Raw genomic sequence first — 23,385 nt, forward strand, 5'->3', positions numbered from 1 at the left:
GTTCTATCATTTTCAATTTTCAATTTCCTATGTTGCCCGTTAAATTAACTCTTGAAGGTATTTACTCCTACCGGGAGCGCCAGACGATAGATTTTACCCGCTTGACGGAAGCCCGGTTGTTCGGGATATTCGGTCCGGTGGGGAGCGGAAAATCGACGATATTGGAGGCGATGATCTATGCCATTTACGGTACGATTGACCGTTTGAATAATGACGTGAAATATAACGTGATGAACCTGCAATCCGACCGCCTGTTCGTGGACTTCGAGTTCCGGGCGGGAGAGGACGGACGATTGTACCGGGCGACGGTAGAGTGCAGGCGGAACAAGAAGAGGTTCGCTGACGTGAGTTCGCCGAAGTACCTTTACCACGTGTGGGAGGGCGACGAGTGGTTGCCCTGTATGCGGGAAGAAGTGGTCGGGGCGATCGGGCTGACGGCACAGAATTTCAAACGGGTGGTGATTATCCCGCAGGGGAAGTTTCAGGAGTTCCTGATGTTGCGGGACAAGGAGCGTACCGATATGATGATGGAGCTTTTCGGGGAACTCCGGCGCTATGATCTGGGTGGGCGAGTGGCTTACTTGGAGGGGGAGACGACCCGGCGGGTGATCGATTTGCGGGGACAACTCACGGGATTGGGTGAGGTGAGCGGAGAGCAGTTGGCCGAGCGGAAACAGCGTTACGCGGCCTTGCAGGAAGAGATTGCCGGGGTGAAAAAAGAGATTCACGAGGGGCAGGAGCAAATGGAGAGGGGGAAGAAAGTGAAACAACTCACCGACGAGCGGGTGGCACGACAGGAAGAGGAACGAAAGCTGTTGGAACAACGGGAGGCGATGGCAGGTTTGCAGGCTCGCATGGACGAGTACGAGCGATGTTTGCAACAGTTCCAGCAACCGTTGAGCCGCCACGACGAGACGGGGCGGCGGTTGGCAGAGTCTGCGCGGGTGTTGTCCGGTTACCGGGAGCAACTGACCGCTAAACAGGCCGAGCTTACCCGTTTCTCCGGGCAATTCTCTCAATTGAAACAGGCGTACGAGGGACGGGATGTGTTGAAAGAGCGTGCCGGACAATTGGAACGGTTGCTGCATTTACGTGCGATAAGCAAGGAGCAGGATGAATTGAAGGAGCGACACCGCAAGGGTGAAGAAATCGTGGTGGCGACGAGGCGGGAGATCGAGGTGTTACAGGAGCAGTTACGAGAACAGAAAGAGAGGTTAGAACAGTTGAACCAGTCGATTCCCGATATGAAGATGTTATCGGATATTCGGGAATGGTATAATATACAACAGCATCTCCGGGAAGAGTTGACCCGTTGGCAGGAAGAGTTAGCCGGGGTGGATAAGGAAATCGCCCGGGAGGAAGGGGAGGTGCGGATGGTACAGGAGCAGTATCCCGCATTCGGGACGTTACAGGCCATGACACGCGAGGCGTTGCAGGAGGCTTGCCGGGAGAGGCAGGAACAACTTGCCGCCACCGTGCAGAAGATGCGGGAGGAGTGGTTACATTTAAGTACCCGCCAGCGATTGGTGGATTTCGCAAGGGAGTTGTCGGAGGGTGAACCTTGTCCCCTTTGCGGGGCCTTGTCGCATCCCGCACCCTTGCACGTCACGGAAGTCGAGGGGGAGTTGAAGGAGAAGGCCGACCGTGTCGCGGGCTTGGAGGAAGAAGGGAAGATGTTGGAACGGATGATGTCCCGTCTGGCCGTGATCGGGGAACGGTTGCGATCGGCAGGGGAACGGAAAGAACAAATCATCCGACAGCAGGCTGTTGTGCGGGAACGGTTACGGGAGCATCTGACCCGTTTCGCGTGGGAAGGGTTTACGCCCGATAATATGCAGTACTTGACAGATGAGATGAACCGGGTGGCGCTTTTGAATAAGGAGAAAGGGGAGCGGGAGATGGTACGCGGGAACACGGAGAAGAGCATCGAGCAGAAACGAGTGAATCTTGAAAAGTACGTCGCCCGTCTTGACGAGATCAGCCGGGAGATCGTGCAGCGGGATTCACAGACCGGGTTGTTGCGGGAGCAGCAGGCGGGGTTCGATGGGAAGGAGTACGAGGGGTTGCCCGACACGGAAGTCGGTAAGGAGCTGGAAGGATGTAGGCAGCGTTTCGATCAGGTCGGGCTGGATTATCAACGGGATGCCGCACGGTTGCAGGTGATCGAGGCGGATTTCCGGAAGTGGGAAGGGAGCGTGGAGGAAAAAAGTAAGGAGGTGACCCGTTTGCAGCAGGAATTGGAAGAGGAAGTACAGGAGTTGGAACGTTTGTTGAAAGATTCGGCTTATCCCGATCTGGCTGCGGTTCGGGAGGTGCTGGCTGGTAAGCTGGATTTACCCGGGGTGCGGGGAGAGATTAACCGTTACCGGGAGCAGGTTCACGCCGTGCAGGTTCGGAAAGCGGAGTTAGAGGTGTTGCTTGCCGGGGTATCTTATAACGAGGAAGAACACGTTGCGCTATGTCAACGGGTGGAGGCCGCGTTGGTACGGGAACGGGAAATGCTGGCAGAACAGGGAGCTTTAGGGAACCAGATTAAGGATATGGAAACCCGTGTTGCGGCCCGGGAGAAGATCGGGCGAGAGTTGGAAGGTTTGGAGTTACGGTTGACGAATTTGCAGATGTTGAAGGGGTTGTTCCGGGGGAATGATTTCGTGAAGTTCGTTTCGTCTATTTACTTGCAGAATCTCTGTAACGCGGCGAACGAGCGTTTTTACCGGATGACCCGCCAGCGCTTGAAACTGGAGTTGAGCGAGGAAAATGATTTCGTGGTACGTGATTTCATGAACGAGGGGCGAGTGAGGAGCGCCCGCACGCTTTCCGGGGGACAGGTGTTCCAAGCCTCGTTGTCTCTGGCGCTGGCATTGACGGATAATATCCGCCATTTGACAGGGAGTAGCCAGAACTTTTTCTTTCTGGATGAAGGGTTCGGTTCGCTGGACCGGGAGTCGTTGAGTGTCGTCTTCGAAACCTTGAAATCCTTGCGGGCCGAGAACCGGGTGGTCGGGCTGATCTCTCATGTCGAGGAAATGCAGCAGGAGGTTCCGGCGTGTTTATTCGTGGAGAACACGGTGGAGAGGGGGAGCGTGGTGATAATTGAAAATTGAAAATGGAGAATTGAAAATGAGAACTCCTCCGCCCTCCGGGCACCTCCTCTATAAACAGAGGAGGAGTTTAGTTACTCTTCAATCTCAAGATGGTATTTTTAACTCTCCCTCTGTTTATAGAGGGAGTACGGCGTAGCCGGGAGGGAGTTTAATCTAAAATCATAAATCAAGAAATTAGTTGAATCTAAAATTTAAAATCTAAAATGGTAAAGGTCGGTTTGTTATCAGATACTCACGGGTGGTTGGACCCGAAGATCGTGGAGTTTTTCAAGGATTGTAACGAGGTGTGGCATTGCGGGGATATCGGGGACGTGGCGATCACGGATGCACTGGCGAAACGGTTCACGTTACACGCTGTGTACGGGAATATTGACGGGGGTATATTACGCCGGATATTCCCGGAAAAAGAGGTGTTTTATTGCGAGAACGTGAAAGTGGTCATCACTCATATCGGAGGTTACCCGGGGCATTATGACCGGAAGATCGCGGAGACGTTACGGCGGGAACGCCCGCAACTTTTCGTGTGCGGTCACTCGCATATCGCAAAAGTGAAGTATGATCAGGCATTGGGATGCTTGCATATCAATCCGGGGGCAGCCGGGAAATTCGGGTTCCACACGGTACGGACTGCGGCCCGTTTCGAGATTAACGGGGAACGGATTGAAAACCTTGAATTGATCGAGTTGGAAAAATAAATAATTTAAGAGTCTGTTAGGACATTTAATGCTTTCTGTTTGTTACATTTGTGCAAATTACACGTAGAATAGGAAGAACATAAAGTATATAATAAAGTATGAAAAGAGTATTACTATCGGCGGTTGCATTGCTAATCGCCTGTTTGAGCTGGGAAAATGCTGACGCACAACGGAAACCCCGTGAGGTGCAGGAACAAGCGATTAAGTACCAGCGATTAATGCAAATGATTGATGCCGCTTACGTGGATACCGTGAACCTGAAAAAATTGACGGAAGATGCCATCGTGAAGGTACTGGCGGATCTGGACCCGCATTCCGTGTATATTTCCAAAGAAGAGGTTGAAGAGGCGAATGAACCGCTGGACGGGGGCTTTTTCGGGATCGGGATTCAGTTTAACGTGCTTAACGATACGTTGCTGGTCGTGGATGTGGTTGCCGGGGGACCTTCCGAGAAGGTGGGCTTGCTGGCCGGAGACCGGATTATTGCCGTTGATGGGGAGAATATCGCCGGAATCGGGATTAGCAACACGGACGTGCGGAAACGGCTGAAAGGAGAGAAAGGGTCTATCGTGAAGGTGAAAGTGAAGAGAGGCGGTGAGATCATTGATTTCAATATCACACGTGACATGATTCCGATTTATAGCGTTGATGCCTCTTACATGATCGATAAGAATATCGGATATATCAAGATTGCCCGTTTTGCCGCCACCACGGTGGAAGAGTTTGAAAAGGCCGTGACCGAATTGAAAGCGCAGGGTATGAAAGACCTGATTATCGACCTGCAAGGAAACGGGGGCGGTTACATGGGTGCCGCTATCGGTTTGGCCGATCATTTGCTTGACGGGGAGAAGTTGATCGTGTACACGGATAGTCCCGCTTTCGGGCGTATGGGCGAGTCGTCCACACCGGCCGGGTTGTTCCAAGACGGCCGGGTAGTCGTGTTGATTGACGGGAACTCGGCCTCAGCCAGCGAGATCGTGTCGGGAGCGGTGCAGGATTGGGACCGCGGGTTGATCGTGGGACGTCGTTCTTTCGGTAAGGGACTTGTGCAACGGCAATTCCCGTTGACGGACGGTTCAATGGTTCGTCTGACGGTGTCGCATTACTTCACGCCGTCGGGGCGGTGCATCCAGAAACCTTACAAGGGGAAGGATTATCAGGCCGAAGTGTTCGAACGATATAACAATGGAGAGATGTTTAGTGCCGATAGTATCGAGTTGACGGATTCCACGAAATATTACACGAAGAAGGATCATCGTCTGGTTTACGGTGGGGGTGGTATTATTCCCGACGTGTTTGTACCGATTGACACGGGGATCAATTACAGCTACTTTAATCGTTTGCTGGCAAAGGGCGTGATCAATGAATATGTGTTGAATTACGTGGATAAGAACCGGGAATCGCTTAAAAAGAAATACCCGAAGTTCGAGATGTTCCAGAAGAATTTTCAGGTAACAAGTGATATGATTGATGAGATCGTGAAAAACGGCGAGAAGCAAGGCGTGAAGAAGGACGAGAAACTTTTCACCCCGATCGTGCCGGAAATCAAGTTGTTCGTGAAGTCACTAATCGCCCGTGATCTTTGGAATATGAACGAGTTGTACCGAATCTCTAACGAGGAGAACAAGATACTGAAAGCTGCCGTGAAGGCATTGCATGACGGGACGTATGGGAAGATTATCAAGTAACGGGACGTTACTTGATAAGTTGCAGGTTACAGGTTGGCAGGTTACAGGTTTCGGGGATTTGAATATTTGGGTCTCAACTTGTAACCTGTTAATTTGTAAGCGAATTGAAAAAGTTGTTTTTTAGTTCATCCCTTTGGCCTGTTTTTTGTTGCAAATATTTATTGATGTTAACAGTTATGGCGTGTGCAGGGTAGTTGAACCTGTAACTTGTAACTTGTTAACTTGTAACCGAACTGAAAAACTCGTTTTTCAGTTCTACCATATTAACCTTAAATTTAGTGGAATGAAAAAGTTTTTATTAGTGGTGCTTGCCATGGTCATGTTAGGTAGCGTGCAGGCCCAAACGTCGTTTAAAAACAAGGTGGAAGGTTTAACCGGGACGGAATTTTATTTTGGTCCGAAGTTCGGGTTTAACGTGGCAAGTATCAGTGACGGTTTGAACAAGAGTAAGTTTAGTTTCCATCTGGGAGCTTTTGCCGAGTTTAAATTTAATGATCTTTTCGGTTTGCAGACGGAGTTGATCTATTCTCGTCAAGGAGATAAAGGAAAGTCCGGGGGTGTGAAGACATGGGCCCGCGTGAATTATTTGAATATTCCTGTTTTGGCTAAATTTTATGTTTGGGAAGGGGTTAGCGTTGATCTCGGGCCGCAACTGGGTTTTGCCTTGAATGGTAAGAGTAAAACGAAATCCGGTGGTACGGAAGTAAAAACGGATATTGATCATTTGAACACGGTGGATTTGAGTTTTGCCATGGGATTGTCTTACGATTTTAATATGGGATTGGTGGTTTCTGCCCGTTACAATTTGGGGTTGACGAACGTGATCGAGAAAGATAAATTCGGTGGTAATAACCAGAACCGGGTGTTCCAGTTATCAGCCGGTTGGAAATTCTAGGTGTTTATCGTAGAATATAGAAACTCGTAAGTTTCATGACGTGAGATGGATGAGTTTTATTGAAAAGACCGTACTTTGAATATTCAGGTGCGGTCTTTTTATTTAATACCGTATTGTTGCTTGTAAGTCAACGGGAATAATTAATATGACTGATTTTGAGGCTCGGAAGGTGTGATTTAGGTACGAAACTAGGACTTGTTTCGAGTATTATTTAACGAACCTTTTTTGATATTACAAATGTAGTTATTTTCTTTTAATTACCAAAAAAGTTGTCATAAGGTTTAATATGTTTGTAATCAATGGTTAAACGATAGTAATTGTTCTTTGCACATGGCTTTCTAAAAGTCGTTTTGGACGATCTCTATAAACCTTCGTTTAACGAATCAAAAAATGATAGTGTAAAGTGGTTGTCAGACCCGTAAAGTGGGGACTGGTTGCAGGGACTGTCTAAATATCGTTTAGGCAGTCCTTTTGCTATTGTCTTAATAATTTCCGGGTTAATATTTCCGGGGCTTGGAGGTGTTCCGGGAGGTATTCTGCTTGGTTGGCCCGGGAGGGACAGATGTCGATGCCCCCGCGGCGGGTGTAGATACAGGATACCGCGAGAATCTCCGGGTGGAAGAGGTCCCATAAGCGTTTGTAGGTCATTTCACATATTTCTTCGTGGAAATGGTTCTCGTTTCGTAGGGAGACGATATATTTCAAGAGGGAGGCATGATCCGGTAGGCAGTCGGCTTGTATGTGGATGTAGATGCTACCCCAATCGGGTTGTTTCGTGATCTTGCAGTTACTCCGTAACAGGTGGCTGCATACCTTGATTTCCCCTCTTCCGGTTGTCCGGCTTTCCAGTAATGCCGGGTTTTCACTGTACTCGGTGAAGGTTGCCTGTTCGATGCCGGGCATGGCTTCCAGTAGCATGTAATCTTGAAAATCGAAATACGGTTTTTCGGGGGCTTGACGGAAAAACGTGGCTTCTATACGGGTTTGCAGTATTTGTTCGAGGTCCGATTTCACGGTTTGGAGGTATGTTTCTATGCCTGATGGAATGTCTTCCCCGAGGCGGGTCATGTTTAAGGAATTCAAGTATAGTTTCAGCGATTTACTTTCCACGATACATGGGCTGTTGGCCGGGTAAACCAGTTTTAGAACCCCGCACACGGGTAAGCCGTTTCTGGTTAAGAATCCGGCCTCGTAGGCGTGCCAAGTGTCGAATCCCCGGAATAATTCTTCCGGGGTATGAATATCGTAAATCTCCCGGTTTAGGCTACGCGGGACCGGAACGAGAATTGACGGGCAATAATCGGTCGGGTAGGCAACTTGTTGGCCGAGGACTTTGGATTCAATACTCATGATCAGAAGTTTTGCATGTTGTATAATTTCGTGTAGATGCCATCCAGAGCCAACAGTTCTTCATGGCGTCCCCGTTCCACGATTTTACCTTCGTGGAAAACGCAGATCATGTCGGCGTTGCGGATCGTTGAAAGACGATGGGCCACGACGATGGAGGTGCGGTTTTTCATCAGGTTATCGAGGGCCTCCTGCACGAGCTTTTCCGACTCGGTGTCCAGTGCGGAGGTCGCCTCGTCGAGGATCATGATGGGCGGGTTTTTCAACACGGCCCGGGCGATGCTCAAGCGTTGGCGTTGTCCACCGCTTAATTTGCCCCCGCGGTCCCCGATACAGGTGTCATATCCTTTCTCGGTTTGCATGATAAACTCGTGGGCATTGGCAATCCGGGCTGCCCGTTCGACCTCTTCCCGGGTGGCCGATTCGACGCCGAAGGCGATGTTATTAAAGATAGTATCGTTAAAGAGGATCGGGTCTTGGTTCACGTTCCCCATGAGTTCACGTAAACCGTGTAACGACACGTCCTTGATGTTGATGCCGTCGATTAGGATTTCACCCTTGATCACGTCGTAGAAACGGGGCAAGAGATCGACAAAGGTACTCTTCCCGGAGCCGGATTGTCCGACGAGGGCAACGGTCTGTCCTTTTCCTATTTTGACATTCACGTCCTTTAGGACGACGCGGTCCGGACGGTAAGCAAAACTCACGTTGCGGTACTCGATCTCTTTATTGAACCCGTTTAACGGTTTCGGTTGTTCGGGTTCCAGTATGGTTGATTCGGCATTTAGTATCTGGTCGATACGGTCCATGGCGGCGGCTCCTTTCTGAATGCTGTATAGTGCCGTGGAGAATTGTTTTGCCGGGTTGATGATCGAGTAGAAGAGGGCTATATAGGCGATAAAGCTTGAGGCATCCATGAGAGGTGTCTGCCCGAGAATAAGAAGGCCTCCGAACCACACGACGATTACCACGACGATGGTTCCGAGGAATTCACTCATCGGGTGAGCGAGTGAACGACGCCACATCAGGCGGTTCATGATTTGGCGGTACTGTTCATTATGCGAGGTGAATAACTTATCCATCTTATCTTCGGCGTTGAATGCCTTGATCACGCGGAGGCCGGAAAGGGTTTCCTCGATGTTGGACAGGATTTCGCCCATTTTGTCTTGCCCTTCCTTGGAGCGCTTTTTCAAGGTCTTTCCCACCTTACCGATCAAGGTCCCCATGATGGGCAGTAGTACCAGCACAAATAAGGTTAATTGCCAGCTCATAAAGATCATTCCGGAGAGGTAGATCAGGATGATGATGGGGTTTTGGAAGAACATTTCCAACGAGTTCATGATGGAGTTCTCCACTTCTTGCACGTCACCCGTGGTTCGGGCGATGATGTCACCCTTGCGTTCTTCGGAGAAGAAGGGAAGAGGCAATGATAATATCTTTTGGTATATTTTCCGACGAATATCCCGCACGACACCATTCCGGATGAACACGATCTCGTAGGAGGCGAGATAGGAGAATCCCGTTTTGAATAATGCGGCTAGTACGAAGAAACCACCGGCAAATAGTAAGGTGGTCGATGCGGAAAAATGTTGTTTTGATAGCGTGACGTAATAGTTGAAGTTCGTCATCAAGCTCTCCTTGTTTAGTTCGAATGGTACGAGTTCTGTTACTTCTTCCGTCACGTTGAAAAGGATGTTTAGCACGGGTACGAGTAACACGAACGAAACAGAACCGAATGCGGCGGAAAGAATATTGTAGAAGATGTTTTTTCCGAGTCTGGATTTGTAAGGAGGGATGAACCTCTTCAAAATTTGTATGAAATCACGCATAATAATTGAAAATTGAAAGTTGAAAATTGAAAATGAGAATAGAATACATTTTCAATTCTCCATTTTCAATTTTCAATTGTTTTATAGTTTTCCCGTGTAGTTTGACGGGCTGATTTGTTTGAGTTGTTCTTTCAGCTCGGCAGATACGTCAAGGGTGTCGATGAACTCGGCGATGGAGGCTTGGGTTACCTTGCTGTTGGTACGGGTAAGGGCTTTTAACGCCTCGTACGGGTTGGGGTAAGCTTCGCGGCGAAGTATGGTCTGGATCGCCTCGGCTACCACGGCCCAGTTATCCTCTAGGTCTGCCTCGATGGCCGGTTTGTTGATGATCAGTTTGTTTAATCCTTTCAGCGTGGATTTGAAGGCGATGATCGTGTGGGCCAAGGGTACCCCGATGTTACGTAAGACGGTGGAATCCGTAAGGTCACGTTGCAGACGGGAGATTGGCAATTTGTTGCTGAGGTGGTCAAGCACGGCATTAGCAATCCCTAGGTTACCTTCCGAGTTCTCGAAGTCGATCGGGTTTACCTTGTGGGGCATAGCTGACGAGCCAACTTCTCCGGCCTTGATTTTCTGTTTGAAGTAGGCCATGGAGATATACGTCCAGAAGTCACGATCCAAATCCACCACGATGTTGTTGATGCGGCGCAGGTTGTCGAACACGGCGGCAAAGTTGTCGTAGTTGGATATTTGGGTGGTGTATTGTTCTCGTTCTATTTTCAGTTTTTCGGTAAGGAACTTGTTGGCAAATGCCGTCCAGTCGATCTCCGGGTAAGCCACGTTGTGGGCGTTGAAGTTCCCGGTGGCACCTCCGAATTTACCGGAACAAGCTACTTTTTTCAGTAGTTCCAGTTGTTTGGTCAGACGATAGACGAATACACGGATCTCTTTACCCAATCGGGTCGGGGATGCCGGTTGCCCGTGGGTTTTTGCCAGCATGGGTACATCTTTCCACTCTTCGGCCAATTCTTCGAGTTTGGCGATCAGTTCGTCAATCACGGGGTAGTAAACGTCGTGAATGGCATCCCGGAAAGAACAGGGTACTGCCGTGTTGTTGATATCTTGTGAAGTCAACCCGAAGTGGATAAATTCTTTGTACTCGTGGAGATTCAGTGCGTCGAACCGTTCCTTGATGAAGTATTCCACGGCTTTCACGTCGTGGTTGGTTACTTTCTCGATGTCTTTGATCTTTTGGGCATCCTCGACGGTAAAGTCCAGGTATATTTCTTTCAAGTTGTCAAACAGCGCGTGGTCGAATCTTCGTAATTGTGGTAACGGTAACTCGCAGAGAGCGATGAAGTATTCAACCTCTACCATTACCCTGTAACGAATCAGGGCACTCTCGGAAAAGTAGTTTGCCAAGCTATCTACTTTGTCCCTGTATCTGCCGTCAATCGGCGAAATTGCTGTTAATGCTTGCATATGTTATTTGTTTTTCACGTTATTGTTAAATCAAGGAATTTACTTTCTCACGCGAAAGTACAAAATAGTTCGTAAAGTTCATAAGGTCTGTAAAGTTTATAAAGAATTCTAAGGCAACGTCGTTGCCTTGATGTTTGCGAAAAAATGTTTAAATTTACAGGAAATTTAATGCACTGTTTATGGGTTTTGCACGAGATTTTTCGAGAGGAATACGAGCATACGGGAAGGCGATAAGTTTATTGTTTTCTAGTAAGTTGTGGTATTTTATGCTTTTCCCGGTGGTGATTGTCATCGTGTTGTTCGTGGTCGGTAATTATGCCGTGGGGTATTTGGGGGACGGACTTTCCGGTGTGATCGAGGCAAAAATGATGGAGTGGATTGAGGGTATATCATGGTTGGAATGGGTGTCGGGAGTGGCCGGATTCTTAGTAAAGTTGTTAACCCGTTTCCTGTATTATATACTATTTATTTCGTTCGGGGGATACGTGGTAATGGTGGTGATGTCGCCCGTTTACTCGTGGCTTTCGGAACGGACAGAGGCAATTGTGTCGGGGTGGGAGTACCCTTTTGACCTGAAACAATTGGTTTGGGAAATCGGACGAGGTATTGCAATTTCGTTACGTTGTATGATCCTGCAATTACTCGTGATGATTGTGTTGTTTTTCGGTTCTTTTATTCCTTTGGCCGGATTGGTTATGCCTGTACTGACCTTTGGAGTGGGCGCTTATTTCTACGGGTTCGCTTTTATGGATTATGCCGTGGAGAGAAAGCGTTTTCGGGTAAAGGAGAGTGTTCGTTATATGCGACATAATGCGGGAAGCGTGACGGCTATCGGGACTGTGTTTGCCTTGTCGTTGATGATCCCGTGGGGGAGTATCGTGGTTTGCAGTTTTGTGTCGTTACTTTCTGTGGTGGCGGGAACGGTGGTGGTCGAGGAACAGTTGGGGAAGGAAAATATTCAAAAATTGAAAGATATAGCATGATGAGAAAGTGGTTGGTAGTTTTGTTTTTGTTGGTGGGAAACCTGCCGATGTTTGCCGGGGAGGAAAAAAATGATTCGGGGGAGAATCGGGAACTGGTTTACAAGGTGGATATTAAGGACGAAATCGGTCCTAGTATATGGCGGTTGGTGAAAAGGTCTTTTGACCGGGCCACGGACGAAAATGCAGATGTTATTTTGGTGCATATGAATACGTACGGGGGAATGGTAGTATATGCCGATTCTCTGCGTAGTTTGATATTGAATTATCCGAAACCGGTATGGGTATTTATTGATAATAATGCCGCCTCTGCGGGAGCGTTGATTTCTATTGCCTGTGACCGTATTTATATGCGTGAAGGAGCGAATATAGGTGCGGCAACAGTCGTGAACCAAACGGGGGATGCCATGCCCGATAAGTACCAGTCATATATGCGATCGATGATTCGTGCCACGGCTCAGGCGCACGGGAAGGATACGGTGATGGAGAACGGGCAAAGGGTGATTCGTTGGAAACGGGATCCGAGGATTGCCGAAGCTATGGTGGACGAGAGGGTTGTGGTCGAGGGGGTAACGGATAGCGGGAAAGTGGTAACGTTTACTCCGCATGAGGCGATACAATACGGGTTCTGTGACGGAATTGCGGAGAGCGTGGTGGAAGTGTTACAGAAAGAGGGAATTACGAATTACGAGTTGCACGAGTATAAACCGACGACGATGGATCGGTTTATAGGGTTTCTGATCAGCCCGATCGTACAAGGGATTTTGATCATGATTATTATCGGGGGAATTTATTTCGAGTTGCAGACTCCGGGAGTTGGGTTCCCCTTGGTAGCAGCGATAACAGCGTGTTTGTTGTATTTTGCCCCGTTGTATTTGGAAGGGATGGCAAATTACGTGGAGATGATCCTGTTTGTGGTGGGGATTATCCTGTTGCTGCTGGAGATATTCGTGATACCGGGTTTCGGTGTCACCGGGGTACTGGGAATTGTTTGCGTGGTAGCGTCGCTGGTATTGGCGGGGATTGACGATTTCACGTTTGATTTCTTGCCGGATTTTACAAGTGCCATTATTCGCTCGTTGTTTTTCGTGGTGAGTTGTTCGTTACTTTCACTATTCGGGAGTATTTGGTTGAGCCGAAAATTGTTTGGTTCCCGACGATTGAATTTTGCTCTTCACGCAGAACAGAAAGTGGAGGATGGTTTCGTGGGTGTGGATATGGCGGTAAAGGAGGAGATCGGTAAGGTGGGGACTACATTCACAGATTTGCGCCCGGCGGGGAAGGTAATGATCGGGAATGAGGTGTATGATGCTGTGTCGGATACGGGAGCTTTTATTGAGAGAGGAAAAGTGGTACGGGTGGTTAAATATCAGGCCGGGCAGGTTTACGTGGTTATAAATTAAGAGAATAAAAAAAGAGGTCCATCGAGGTATGGCTTGGTGGAATCAAATTGATTAGGACGTTGATTGGTTATTTGATTTTTTTCAGTAGATGATTGTATTCGTGTAAAAAGTTTGGGGTGAAGATGTTGGCGGCTGCATTTTGTTCGATCTCTTTGCGAGACCAGAAGCGTCCCTCGTCTACTTCGTCGTTATTGATGTGAATGGCGTCATGAGAGGTACAAAGAAAAGGGAATACGAGTTCTCGTTCGCGGGAACTCTCCCACACGTAGGAACCGAGGAAACGGGCCTTGAATTTCGTGATACCCAGTTCTTCGAAAGTTTCCCGTTTTAAGGCATCTTCTATTTTCTCTCCCAGTGCGACGTGACCACCCACGGCAGTATCCCACATTCCGGGAAGAAAGTTCTTTTTCATGCTGCGTTTTTGCAGGTAAATGTCCCCTTGTTCGTTGATAAGGTGGAGATGCACGACGGGATGTAGGAGCATGGAGCCGGAATGACAACTTCTACGGGTAGCTTTACCGACGACTTCGCCTTTCTCGTTCACGATAGGTAACCATTCGTCCTGACTGGCTGCTTTGGCAAGTAGTCTGTTCTTAACAAATAATGTGAGAAAAAACAGGACAATCAGAATATACAATAGAGGTCCTTCTATAAATTGATGTATTTCTTCGTCAAAGATAAAGGCAGAAGTGAAAGCTAGGACGGTATGTAATACGAGCAGGTAAAATAGCAGGCGTAGCATCCGGTGCATGGCTTGTTGCTGTTCCGGGGTGACCTGTAATGTCTTGCGGTATGATTCGGGCAATGTCTGAGTCATGTCCACTTTCGAGAATGCGAAGATCCCGATTAGTACACACATGGCTGCCTCTACAATGGTTTGTTGTATCCTTTCAAAAGAAATTCCTTCGAGCAACACGCTGATTGCCGCAAGGGCAATGAAGAACAGGGTGTTGAAGAGTGTCATCTTGTTGATACGTTTCTCCCTGATCCATGAATAGAAAAACTCTCCGGCTCCTAATACGATCACGGCTATCAAACCGATTTTCGGACCAAAAAATTCTTCGGCAATGAAGTATAGAAGAATAAGGATAAAGGAGGGGAGAAGGGACTTCATACAATTGAAAATTGAGAATTGAAAATGGAAAATTGAAAGGCAGGCTACAAGTGGAATGATAACTTGTAGCCTGTAAACTTGTAACTATCTGATTTCAGCGTTGAACAGGTGTTTGTAGGTACCCATTAACTTGTTCATGATTTTGTCGATCTGTTTGTCCGTGAGGGTCTTCTCTTCGTCGAGAAGGGTGAAACTGACGGCGTAGGACTTCTTGTCTGCACCGAGTTTTTCTCCCTCGTACACGTCGAATAACGTGACGGATTTCAGTAATGATTTTTCTGTACGGAACGCCGTTTCTTTGATTTCCCTGAAAGTGACTTTCTTGTCAAGCAACAAGGCTAAATCCCGTTTTACAGAAGGAAATTTCGGTAGCGGGGTGTAGGTTACCTTGAGGTTTTTGATGGCTTTCAGAATGTTTTCCCACGAGAATTCAGCGTAGTAGACTTCTTGATTAACATCTGCTTTTTTCAGAGGGGCTTTACTCAAGATACCCATGGATACGATATGTTTATCCCCGGCTTTGTACGTCAATCCTTCTCGGAAGATGTCCTTGTCAGTGGCATCAATTTTCAGGTTATCGGGGTGAAGTCCTAGACGGGTTAATATCATTTCACAATACGCTTTCAAATAGAAGAAGTCAGTTTTCGTCTCTTTGACATTCCATGTGGTCATGTTTTTATTCCCCGTGATGAAAAGAGAAAGCAAGTTGTCTTCCTTGTATTGTTTTTGCGGGTTGTCAATACCTTCTTTTTTGTTGAAGGTGTAACCCTTACCGAACTCGAATAATTTCAGGTTATTGTTCTTCCGGTTGATGTTGTAAGCAATGTTTTCCAGTCCGCCAAAGAGCAGGGATTGACGCATAGCTCCCAAGTCTGCGCTAAGCGGGTTGAATAACATTACCGTCTGCGTGGGATCGAAACACTTGAAGTCTTCGTAATAACTGGCTTTCGTCAATGAATTGTTCATTACTTCACAGAACCCGTTTGCTGCTAATAGGTCTGAGATGATGTTTTTCAACTGGAAGTCATCCGGCTTTTCGGAATAGCTTAGCGTGGATCTTACGCTGGCAGGTACTTCCACGTTGTTGAAACCGTAGATGCGAAGAATATCCTCGATCACGTCAGCTTCTCTTTGCACGTCAACACGGTAGGGGGGGACATTCAATAAAAGCCCCTCTTCGCACTCTTCCGCAATTTTCATTTCAAGAGAACGGAGGATGTTTTTGATTACCTCATGGTCAATTTTTTTACCAATCAATCGATCTACGTGAGCATATTTTATGAACACTTCGAAATCCTTCACGGGTTCCGGGTAGATGTCGATAGGAGCGCAAGTAATCTTACCTCCGGCAACTTCTTTAATCATCATGGCGGCTAATTTTAGTGCGTAGATCACGATGTTCGGGTCTGTTCCCCGTTCATAACGGAAAGAGGCATCCGTGTTCAAACCATGACGGCGAGCTGTTTTGCGAACGAATACCGGGTCAAAGCAAGCACTTTCTAAGAACACGTTTGTTGTCGTGTCCGAAATACCGCTTTCCTGTCCACCGAATACTCCAGCGATACACATGGGGGACTCGGTATTACAGATCATCAAGTCGTCCTCATGCAATTCTCTTTCCACGCCGTCTAAAGTTGTGAATTTAGTTCCTTTGGCAACGCTTTTCACGATGACTTCGTTTCCTTTTATTTTGTCTTTATCGAAAGAGTGTAAAGGTTGTCCCAGACCGAAAAGAATGTAGTTGGTCACGTCCACGATGTTGTTGATCGGGTGTAATCCGATAGCTTTCATCCGGTTTTGTAACCATTCAGGAGACGCTTTAACGGTTACTCCTTCGATACATATTCCGGCGTACCGACGGCAAGCCTCGGGACGTTCTACTCGTACGGTGATTTTAGCATCCGTACTGTCCGGATGGAAAGTTTCCACGGAGGGAAGAGTATAGTGAATATCTTGTGTCTGTTGTAAATAAGCGGCTAAATCACGAGCTACACCAAGGTGTGAGGCTCCGTCAATCCGGTTCGGGGTAATATCGACTTCGATAACCGTGTCCCGGTAAACGTTGAAATAGTCTGCGGCCGGTATTCCAACCGGGGTATTTTCGGGTAATACCATGATTCCGGCATGATCGGTTCCGACACCGATTTCGTCTTCGGCGCAGATCATACCATTAGAGGCTACACCCCGTATTTTTGATTTCTTGATCACGAACTCTTCATCACCTTTGTAAAGGGTTGTTCCTACAGTGGCAACGACTACTTTCTGGCCGGTAGCCACGTTAGGAGCCCCGCAGACGATTTGTTCCGGTTCACCCATTCCCAAATCAACTGTTGTCACGTGTAAATGGTCCGAATCGGGATGTGCCTCGCAAGTCAACACATGACCGATGACCAATCCTTTTAATCCCCCTTTTATTGCCTCAAATTCTTCGTACCCGCCAACTTCCAGTCCGATACTTGTCAGAATTTTGCAAATCTCTTCAGTGCTTTGGTCGATCTTTAGATAGTCTTTCAACCAGTTCAGTGATACATTCATATTTTGATTTTAAATTTTAGATTTTAAATTTTAGATTCTATTTATTGAGTGATTTATTGATTCTTGATTCTGTGATTTTTCCCCATAGGTTAATCACCTAGTCTTTAAATCGTCAATCACTGAATCCTTTTAACTAAGGTCTAACATACGTTGAATGGGTAACCAAGCCTTTTCTCTCAAGTCTTCCGGGAGCCGTACTTCGTATTGTTCTTTTTCAAGGGCTTCGAGTACTTTTTCCAAAGTAACCTTCTTCATCTGTCCGCATATCGTTTTCGGGTGAATCGGGATGAATTCTTTGGTCGGGTTGTCTGCTTGGAGTTTATGGATGGTTTCTAATTCCGTGGCAATGATAAATCGTTGTTTCGGGGATTCCTTGGCATGTTTGATGATTCCTGCCGTGGAATACATGAAGGCACGGGGATGATTTAATATCCGGTCGTCGTGCGAACAACTGGATTCGGGATGAATCAACACGTCAGCATCGGGATATTCTTCCAATTTATCCAGTACCATCTGGGTGTCAATTTTGTCATGTACGCAACAGTCTCCATTCCAAATTTCCATTTCCCTTCCGGTGACTTTTTGTATATAAGCACCCAAATTCTTGTCGGGAACGAAAAGTATCTTTTTGTCTTTCGGCAGGCTTTGCACTATTTTCAAGGCATTGGAAGACGTGCAGCAATAGTCCGTGTAAGCCTTTACTTCAGCCGTGGTGTTCACGTAGCTGACAATGAGACCATCCGGGTTTGCTTTTTTCCATTCTCTCAAGTCATACCCGGCTACTCCCTCGGCTAAAGAGCAACCGGCTCCTTCCGCGGGGATCAGCACTTTCTTATTGGGGGAGATGATGGATGCTGTTTCTGCCATGAAATGCACACCGCAAAAGACGATAATATCGGCCTCGGTGGTTCCGGCCATCTGAGAAAGTCCTAGGGAGTCACCCAAATAGTCTGCAATGTCTTGTACTTCAGGACGAGTATAGTAGTGCGCCAAAATGATGGCGTTTTTCTCTTTCTTAAGTTGTTTTATCCTGTCGATAATCTCTGTCTGCGTCATAACCTTGTTTTTTGAGACTTCAAAGATAAATATTAATTTAGAATTTAAAATGTAAAATTTAGGGTGTACCTTCCTACATTTTAAATTTTACCTTCTACATTTTTATGATGTTCATGCTAATATCCAAAGCTGTAACCGAGTGGGTGAGGGCACCGACACTGATGTAATCAACCCCGGTAGCGGCAACACCTTGGAGACGGGGGATACTCATGTTTCCGGATGCCTCTGTCTTTGCCCTGCCTGCGATAAGTTTCACAGCTTCGGCCATAGTTTCGTTACTCATGTTGTCGAGCATGATAATGTCTGCACCCGCGTCAATGGCTTGTTGTACCTCTTCTAATGTTGTGGTTTCCACTTCCACCTTGATACTTAACGGAAGATTCTGTTTCACGGCTTTCACGGCATTCGGAATACCTCCGGCAATCTTGATATGGTTGTCTTTCAGCATGATCATGTCGTAAAGTCCCATCCGGTGATTGGAACCTCCTCCGTGGTGTACGGCCATTTTGTCCAGTACCCGCAAGCCGGGAGCTGTTTTCCGGGTGTCCAGTAGTTGGGTATGTGTTCCTGCCAGCTCTTTCATGTAGTGAGAAGTAGCTGTTGCAATACCGGACATCCGTTGCAGGATATTCAATGATAGACGCTCCCCACAAAGTAACGTGCGGTAGCTGGCTTCGATGCGCAGGATGATATCCCCTTTCTTTACGGCAGTCCCGTCAGTAACGAGAGGTTCCCATACTATATCTTTTTCAAATCTTTCAAATACTTGTTTCGCGATTTCCAGTCCGGAAATAACACCGTCGGCTTTTGCTTTCATTTCGGCAACCGCTTTAGCGTGTACCGGGATAATGGCGTTGGTCGTAATATCTCCCGTTGCGATATCTTCTTCAATCGCGAGGTCGATGAGTCTGTCTATGAGCGAATCGTACATATATTAATTTTAGATTTTAAATTCAACTAATTTCTTGATTTATGATTTTAGATTAAACTCCCTCCCGGCTACGCCGTACTCCCTCTATAAACAGAGGGAGAGTTAAAAATACCATCTTGAGATTGAAGAGTAACTAAACTCCTCCTCTGTTTATAGAGGAGATACCCGAAGGGCGGAGGAGTTCTCATTTTCAATTCTCCATTTTCCATTTTCAATTGTTCTGGATTACCGGTGTTGTTTTGATCTCTTTGCCCTTCTGTTGAATGATATGGCAAACATAGTCATCATTCGGGGTGGGGTAGTCGGAACGGAAATGACCGCCGCGGCTTTCTTTACGGAAGAGGGCGGAACGGATGATTAATTCGGCAACGGTAAGTAAGTTTTTACTTACCAGCGAATAGTATTCGTTCTCTTCGAATATTTCGGTTTGTTCCAAGCGGAGCAAGGTTTCCAATCCTTCCTGCAATCCGTTTTCCGTGCGAATAATGCCGGCCTCTTGAGTCATGATGTCGGCTACCTTGTTTTTTAAAGACAGGTAGGCATCTAGTTTCTCTCGATCTAGGGAGAATAAAGGCATGGTTTCCGGAATCGGGTCTTCCCGGCGGTTACGCACGGAATCTTCCACGGCACGTTTCCCGAACACCAAACATTCGATCAGTGAGTTAGACGCCAGTCTGTTGGCTCCCATGATACCGGATGAGGCGAGTTCTCCGCACACGTACAAGTGTGGGATATTGGTACGTCCCGTGAGATCCGTTTTCACCCCGCCCACGGTGTAATGTGCTGCAGGAGCAACCGGAATACGGTCTGTCATGTCGATACCTAATTCCGCACATTTCTCGAAGATGTTGGGGAAACGTTTTCTGATCTTTTCCGGATCAAGGTGTTTTAATGATAAGTAAACGTAGTCCTCGTGGTGTTCTTTCATTTGTTGGAATATGGACTGGGCCACGATGTCCCGCGGGGCAAGTTCAGCCAGTTCATGTTTTCCCACCATAAAGCGTTCGCCTTGCTGGTTCAGTAGGTGTGCGCCTTCACCGCGTACGGCTTCGCTCACCAGATATGCCTCCCCGGTAGGCGTGTAGATAGCGGAAGGATGGAATTGAATGAATTCCATGTCCACGATTTCGCATCCGGCATTATAGGTTAAAGCCAAACCGTCTCCGATGGTTGTGTGAGGATTGGTGGTTCGTTTATAGATGGCCGAGGTTCCTCCGGAAGTCAAGAACACGTTGTGTCCCGTGAAGATCTCTTCCCGGTTCTCGTTAAAATCCCAGCATCTGACACCGTAACATCCGTGTTCATCCTGTAATAGGGCGATGACGGCATGATTATCGAATATTTCCACGGTAGGACAATGCTCCACTTTATCAATCACGAAATTCGTGATCATTCTTCCGGTGGCATCACCTCCGGCATGAAGAATTCGTTTTTGATGATGGCCTCCTTCCAGCCCTAGGGCTAGCTCCCCGTTTTCCGTGTCGAAGTGCATGCCGTCATTGATTAATTCCTGTATGCGGGCAGGCCCTTCATTTACCAGTACGTTCACCGCAGGGTAGTCACATAGACCTCTTCCTGCCGTGATCGTGTCTTGAAAGTGAAATAACGGGGCGTCATCTTCTCCGGTGACTGCTGCAATACCTCCCTGGGCAAAATAAGAATTACTTTCCCTGATGTTTGATTTAGTTAATAGTGCAACTTTCCCATAGGCAGACGCACGATAGGCCGTGTAAAGACCCGCTAAACCACTCCCGACAATGATATAATCGTAATTACGCATTTTTGTGTCATGTAAATTGGCACGAAATTAGGATTTTTTTATCTATATCCCGCCTCTTTCCTTCGTTTTTTCATTTTCTATGGGGCATTTTCCATTTTCCAGTATAAAAGTAGTAATTTTGAGTTTCTAAAGTTGAATAGAGATGAGAGCATTTGGATGGTTCATTATCACTCTTTTACTGGGAGCTTGTTCTGCAGACAAGCCTTCTAAAAAGTGTATTTATCCGGCAGGAGAATTGTTTTTCAGTAAGGAAAAGGCAGGGTGGAGTGAGGTATATATTGGTAAGGAGCGTTCCGACACGGTATTGGTGTACAATCCCACGAAAACGGGGATTCGTTTGGAAGGTTTTAATCATTTCCCGGAGATCACCTGTCGGAAGATCGGACACTCCGAACAGGATTGGAGTTTGGGAGGATATACCGTGGAACCCGGAACTTGTGACACGTTAATCGTGACGTTACGTTTAAAGAATGAGTCCATGTTAGGTAATTATTATAACGTGATGCGTTTCATGATAAACGGGGAGGTGAATTATGATTACGGGTTTATGATTGATGTGCCTGTACGGGAGGATTTTGCACATTGGAGCGAGGAAGAAAAAGCACAAGCCCCTCATTTCATGGTGGACTCGACGGAACGTGATTTTGGAACTCTTCGGGAAGGAGAGGAGGCCAAGATGATTTTTAAAATTCAAAATGTTGGGGAACGTAACTTGATCATCCGTAAAATAGAAACCACTTGTGGTTGTACCGCGGTACTCCCCAGTCAGCGTGTCCTTCTTCCCGGCAAAGAAATGGACTTGAATGTCATCTTCCACTCTGCCGGGCGAAACGGTAAACAGCGTAAAGTTATCACTCTCTTTTGTAATGATCCCCGTCAACCAAGGATCCAGTTGATTGTGAAAGGGGAAGTGAAATGAGGGTTTTATCACCTGATTGACAATTGTGTCTCACTGAATCAACATCGTTTCTTTTTTTCAAGTGAGATCGTGGACGATATTTTTGTCTATGACCTGTAATTCGTGGGTATTCACCGGGTAGATGTAGGGATTTAATACTTGTATGTGTATTATAAATTGATTATATGATATAGTAATGACGTAATATTGATTTTATAATTATTATAAAATTATAATTCATTTCTTATTTTTATAGGAGTTAAATAGGAAATGAATAGGAGTTGAATGGGAGTTGGTATAATATAAGTATGAATAATATTCGTTGAAAATTTAGTATATATCACTTAATGGGGAATAAACAGGGCTTATTAACGGTTGGACGTGTCGCATGAATGGGGACGTAATTCTTCCATTCGTCGAACGAATTGGATTTCCCCGGGTGTATTCCCATGAGATGTAGATAGCGTGTTGTGATTTTATGATTATCTTTGTTCGAGTAAAAAGGAGATAGAAATGGAATTACGAACAGAAAATGTGACGAGATACATCATGCCATTACGAGAGGGCGGTTCATTACCGGCATTGGCGGAGGCGGAGGATGGATTCAAGTACGTGGTGAAATTCCGGGGTGCCGGGCATGGCACGAAGGCTCTGATAGCCGAACTGATCGGAGGGGAGATTGCTCGTGTCTTGGGATTACGAGTACCGGAGTTGGTTTTTCTACAACTGGATGAGGCTTTCGGTCAGGCGGAGGGAGATGAGGAAATACAGGATTTGTTGAAAGCGAGCCGGGGATTAAATCTCGGGTTGCACTTTTTATCCGGGGCTCTTGCATTTGATCCCACGGTAAACGTGATTGATGCGGAACTGGCCTCGAAAATCGTTTGGTTGGATGCTTTACTGACGAATATTGATCGCACGGTTCGTAACACGAACCTGTTGATGTGGCACAAGGAACTATGGTTGATAGATCACGGTTCGTCACTCTATTTTCATTATTCTTGGACGAATTGGCAGAAACACGCTTTGAGTCCTTTTGCAGAAGTAAAGAATCATGTTTTATTACCTCGGGCAAGTCAATTGGCAGAAGTCGATGCCGGATTGAAAACCCGATTGACCCCGGAAAGGATAAGGGAAGTCGTGGCGTTGATACCGGAGGATTGGCTAAATTGGGATGATCTGGGTATTACAAATCAAGAAATACGGGAGACGTATGTTCGTTTTTTAACGGAACGGGTTGCACATTCGGAAATATTTATAAAAGAAGCACAACATGCCAGAGAGATACTTGTATGAATATGCCGTTATCCGGGTTGTCCCGCGGGTGGAACGGGAAGAATTTATTAACGTGGGGATCATTTTGTTCTCCAAGCGGAAAAAATTTCTGCGGGCGAAGTACGTGCTTCACGAGGAAAAATTAAGGATGCTATTTCCGGAAATCGATATAGAGGAGATTCGGGTGAACCTGCAAATTTTCGATCGAATTTGTTCCGGTTCCCGTGATGGCGGACCGATTGCCGGATTGGATATTCCGGAGCGTTTCCGTTGGCTGACGGCCGTTCGTAGCACGATAATTCAAACCTCTCGTCCGCATCCCGGCTTTCTGACTGATCCGGATGTTACTTTTGATAAGTTATTTGACGAGTTTGTGATGTAGATATAAAAGAGAATAGGTGGAGAATTTCCACCTATTCTTGACACACACACT

The 23,385-nt window shown here is 46.8% G+C and carries 17 protein-coding genes; 9 read left to right on the forward strand and 8 right to left on the reverse strand.

All coding sequences use genetic code 11. The features are described from left to right. Nucleotides 1-29: 29 nt before the first annotated feature. From R8806_RS02645 to R8806_RS02660, 4 genes are all read left to right on the forward strand, one after another. Nucleotides 30-3,104, forward strand: coding sequence for an AAA family ATPase (locus tag R8806_RS02645; protein WP_124317689.1), 3,075 nt, complete (start codon nucleotides 30-32; stop codon nucleotides 3,102-3,104). Between the two features lie 203 nt (nucleotides 3,105-3,307). Continuing rightward, complete coding sequence (locus tag R8806_RS02650; RefSeq protein ID WP_087419982.1) at nucleotides 3,308-3,799, forward strand: metallophosphoesterase family protein; 492 nt, start codon at nucleotides 3,308-3,310, stop codon at nucleotides 3,797-3,799. A 98-nt stretch (nucleotides 3,800-3,897) separates the two neighbouring features. Further along, nucleotides 3,898-5,487 carry a S41 family peptidase gene (locus R8806_RS02655; RefSeq protein WP_124316484.1) on the forward strand — a complete coding sequence of 530 codons (1,590 nt, stop codon included), beginning with the start codon at nucleotides 3,898-3,900 and terminating at the stop codon, nucleotides 5,485-5,487. A gap of 283 nt (nucleotides 5,488-5,770) precedes the next feature. After that, nucleotides 5,771-6,382, forward strand: a complete 612-nt coding sequence (locus R8806_RS02660) for a porin family protein (RefSeq protein ID WP_027202671.1) — start codon at nucleotides 5,771-5,773, stop codon at nucleotides 6,380-6,382. 474 nt (nucleotides 6,383-6,856) lie between these two features. Here the strand turns inward: R8806_RS02660 and R8806_RS02665 are convergent, their stop codons facing one another. The 3 genes from R8806_RS02665 to purB all read right to left on the reverse strand — a co-directional run bounded on the left by R8806_RS02665 (nucleotide 6,857) and on the right by purB (nucleotide 10,980). Continuing rightward, nucleotides 6,857-7,732, reverse strand: coding sequence for an NADPH-dependent 7-cyano-7-deazaguanine reductase QueF (locus tag R8806_RS02665; RefSeq protein WP_124316485.1), 876 nt, complete (start codon nucleotides 7,730-7,732; stop codon nucleotides 6,857-6,859). Nucleotides 7,733-7,734: 2 nt separating this feature from the next. Beyond that, nucleotides 7,735-9,558: an ABC transporter ATP-binding protein gene (locus R8806_RS02670; protein ID WP_118302771.1), complete on the reverse strand. Its 1,824-nt coding sequence runs from the start codon at nucleotides 9,556-9,558 to the stop codon at nucleotides 7,735-7,737. Between the two features lie 81 nt (nucleotides 9,559-9,639). Continuing rightward, entirely contained in the window at nucleotides 9,640-10,980 is a 1,341-nt protein-coding gene (gene purB / locus R8806_RS02675; RefSeq protein WP_124316486.1) for an adenylosuccinate lyase, read from the reverse strand. A gap of 179 nt (nucleotides 10,981-11,159) precedes the next feature. Between purB and R8806_RS02680 the strand changes: the two genes are divergently transcribed. Both R8806_RS02680 and R8806_RS02685 read left to right on the forward strand, forming a co-directional pair. After that, entirely contained in the window at nucleotides 11,160-11,963 is an 804-nt protein-coding gene (locus tag R8806_RS02680) for an EI24 domain-containing protein (RefSeq protein ID WP_124316487.1), read from the forward strand. Next, nucleotides 11,963-13,363: an NfeD family protein gene (locus tag R8806_RS02685; protein WP_124316491.1), complete on the forward strand. Its 1,401-nt coding sequence runs from the start codon at nucleotides 11,963-11,965 to the stop codon at nucleotides 13,361-13,363. Before R8806_RS02680 ends, R8806_RS02685 begins: the two co-directional genes overlap by 1 nt. 67 nt (nucleotides 13,364-13,430) lie before the next feature. Here R8806_RS02685 and R8806_RS02690 read toward each other — a convergent pair whose 3' ends face one another. The 5 genes from R8806_RS02690 to nadB form a co-directional block, all read right to left on the reverse strand. Next, nucleotides 13,431-13,982: an NUDIX hydrolase gene (locus tag R8806_RS02690; RefSeq protein WP_229782898.1), complete on the reverse strand. Its 552-nt coding sequence runs from the start codon at nucleotides 13,980-13,982 to the stop codon at nucleotides 13,431-13,433. Nucleotides 13,983-14,561: 579 nt separating this feature from the next. Beyond that, nucleotides 14,562-17,012: a phenylalanine--tRNA ligase subunit beta gene (pheT, locus tag R8806_RS02695; RefSeq protein ID WP_151411460.1), complete on the reverse strand. Its 2,451-nt coding sequence runs from the start codon at nucleotides 17,010-17,012 to the stop codon at nucleotides 14,562-14,564. 129 nt (nucleotides 17,013-17,141) lie between these two features. After that, a complete protein-coding gene (gene nadA / locus R8806_RS02700; protein ID WP_124316489.1) occupies nucleotides 17,142-18,068 on the reverse strand; it encodes a quinolinate synthase NadA in 927 nt (308 codons plus the stop codon). Nucleotides 18,069-18,162: 94 nt separating this feature from the next. Continuing rightward, nucleotides 18,163-18,999: a carboxylating nicotinate-nucleotide diphosphorylase gene (gene nadC, locus R8806_RS02705; protein WP_124316490.1), complete on the reverse strand. Its 837-nt coding sequence runs from the start codon at nucleotides 18,997-18,999 to the stop codon at nucleotides 18,163-18,165. Nucleotides 19,000-19,210: 211 nt separating this feature from the next. Then, nucleotides 19,211-20,779 carry an L-aspartate oxidase gene (nadB, locus tag R8806_RS02710; RefSeq protein WP_124317566.1) on the reverse strand — a complete coding sequence of 523 codons (1,569 nt, stop codon included), beginning with the start codon at nucleotides 20,777-20,779 and terminating at the stop codon, nucleotides 19,211-19,213. Nucleotides 20,780-20,921: 142 nt separating this feature from the next. On the opposite strand from nadB, the gene R8806_RS02715 reads away from it, so the two are divergent. From R8806_RS02715 to R8806_RS02725, 3 genes are all read left to right on the forward strand, one after another. Then, the gene (locus R8806_RS02715; protein ID WP_124317565.1) at nucleotides 20,922-21,698 is read left to right on the forward strand and encodes a DUF1573 domain-containing protein; all 777 of its coding nucleotides are present in this window, start codon (nucleotides 20,922-20,924) and stop codon (nucleotides 21,696-21,698) included. A gap of 492 nt (nucleotides 21,699-22,190) precedes the next feature. After that, a complete protein-coding gene (locus R8806_RS02720) occupies nucleotides 22,191-22,973 on the forward strand; it encodes a HipA family kinase (protein WP_124317564.1) in 783 nt (260 codons plus the stop codon). Then, nucleotides 22,951-23,334: a DUF3037 domain-containing protein gene (locus R8806_RS02725; RefSeq protein ID WP_124317563.1), complete on the forward strand. Its 384-nt coding sequence runs from the start codon at nucleotides 22,951-22,953 to the stop codon at nucleotides 23,332-23,334. The genes R8806_RS02720 and R8806_RS02725 overlap by 23 nt, the downstream gene beginning before the upstream one ends. The last annotated feature ends 51 nt before the right edge of the window (nucleotides 23,335-23,385 follow it).

It is taken from the genome of Butyricimonas faecihominis (assembly GCF_033096445.1).
In the GTDB taxonomy this organism is placed as follows: Bacteria; Bacteroidota; Bacteroidia; order Bacteroidales; family Marinifilaceae; genus Butyricimonas; species Butyricimonas faecihominis.

What these genes read in the sequence shown, in the direction of transcription:
- R8806_RS02685 (WP_124316491.1), top strand. Translation starts at nt 11,963, where the DNA reads ATGAGAAAGTGGTTGGTAGTTTTGTTTTTGTTGGTGGGAAACCTGCCG.
- R8806_RS02715 (WP_124317565.1), top strand. Translation starts at nt 20,922, where the DNA reads ATGAGAGCATTTGGATGGTTCATTATCACTCTTTTACTGGGAGCTTGT.
- nadB (WP_124317566.1), bottom strand. Translation starts at nt 20,779, where the DNA reads ATGCGTAATTACGATTATATCATTGTCGGGAGTGGTTTAGCGGGTCTT.
- pheT (WP_151411460.1), bottom strand. Translation starts at nt 17,012, where the DNA reads ATGAATGTATCACTGAACTGGTTGAAAGACTATCTAAAGATCGACCAA.
- nadC (WP_124316490.1), bottom strand. Translation starts at nt 18,999, where the DNA reads ATGTACGATTCGCTCATAGACAGACTCATCGACCTCGCGATTGAAGAA.
- purB (WP_124316486.1), bottom strand. Translation starts at nt 10,980, where the DNA reads ATGCAAGCATTAACAGCAATTTCGCCGATTGACGGCAGATACAGGGAC.
- R8806_RS02720 (WP_124317564.1), top strand. Translation starts at nt 22,191, where the DNA reads ATGGAATTACGAACAGAAAATGTGACGAGATACATCATGCCATTACGA.
- R8806_RS02670 (WP_118302771.1), bottom strand. Translation starts at nt 9,558, where the DNA reads ATGCGTGATTTCATACAAATTTTGAAGAGGTTCATCCCTCCTTACAAA.
- R8806_RS02660 (WP_027202671.1), top strand. Translation starts at nt 5,771, where the DNA reads ATGAAAAAGTTTTTATTAGTGGTGCTTGCCATGGTCATGTTAGGTAGC.
- R8806_RS02645 (WP_124317689.1), top strand. Translation starts at nt 30, where the DNA reads ATGTTGCCCGTTAAATTAACTCTTGAAGGTATTTACTCCTACCGGGAG.
- R8806_RS02665 (WP_124316485.1), bottom strand. Translation starts at nt 7,732, where the DNA reads ATGAGTATTGAATCCAAAGTCCTCGGCCAACAAGTTGCCTACCCGACC.
- R8806_RS02655 (WP_124316484.1), top strand. Translation starts at nt 3,898, where the DNA reads ATGAAAAGAGTATTACTATCGGCGGTTGCATTGCTAATCGCCTGTTTG.
- R8806_RS02725 (WP_124317563.1), top strand. Translation starts at nt 22,951, where the DNA reads ATGCCAGAGAGATACTTGTATGAATATGCCGTTATCCGGGTTGTCCCG.
- nadA (WP_124316489.1), bottom strand. Translation starts at nt 18,068, where the DNA reads ATGACGCAGACAGAGATTATCGACAGGATAAAACAACTTAAGAAAGAG.
- R8806_RS02650 (WP_087419982.1), top strand. Translation starts at nt 3,308, where the DNA reads ATGGTAAAGGTCGGTTTGTTATCAGATACTCACGGGTGGTTGGACCCG.
- R8806_RS02680 (WP_124316487.1), top strand. Translation starts at nt 11,160, where the DNA reads ATGGGTTTTGCACGAGATTTTTCGAGAGGAATACGAGCATACGGGAAG.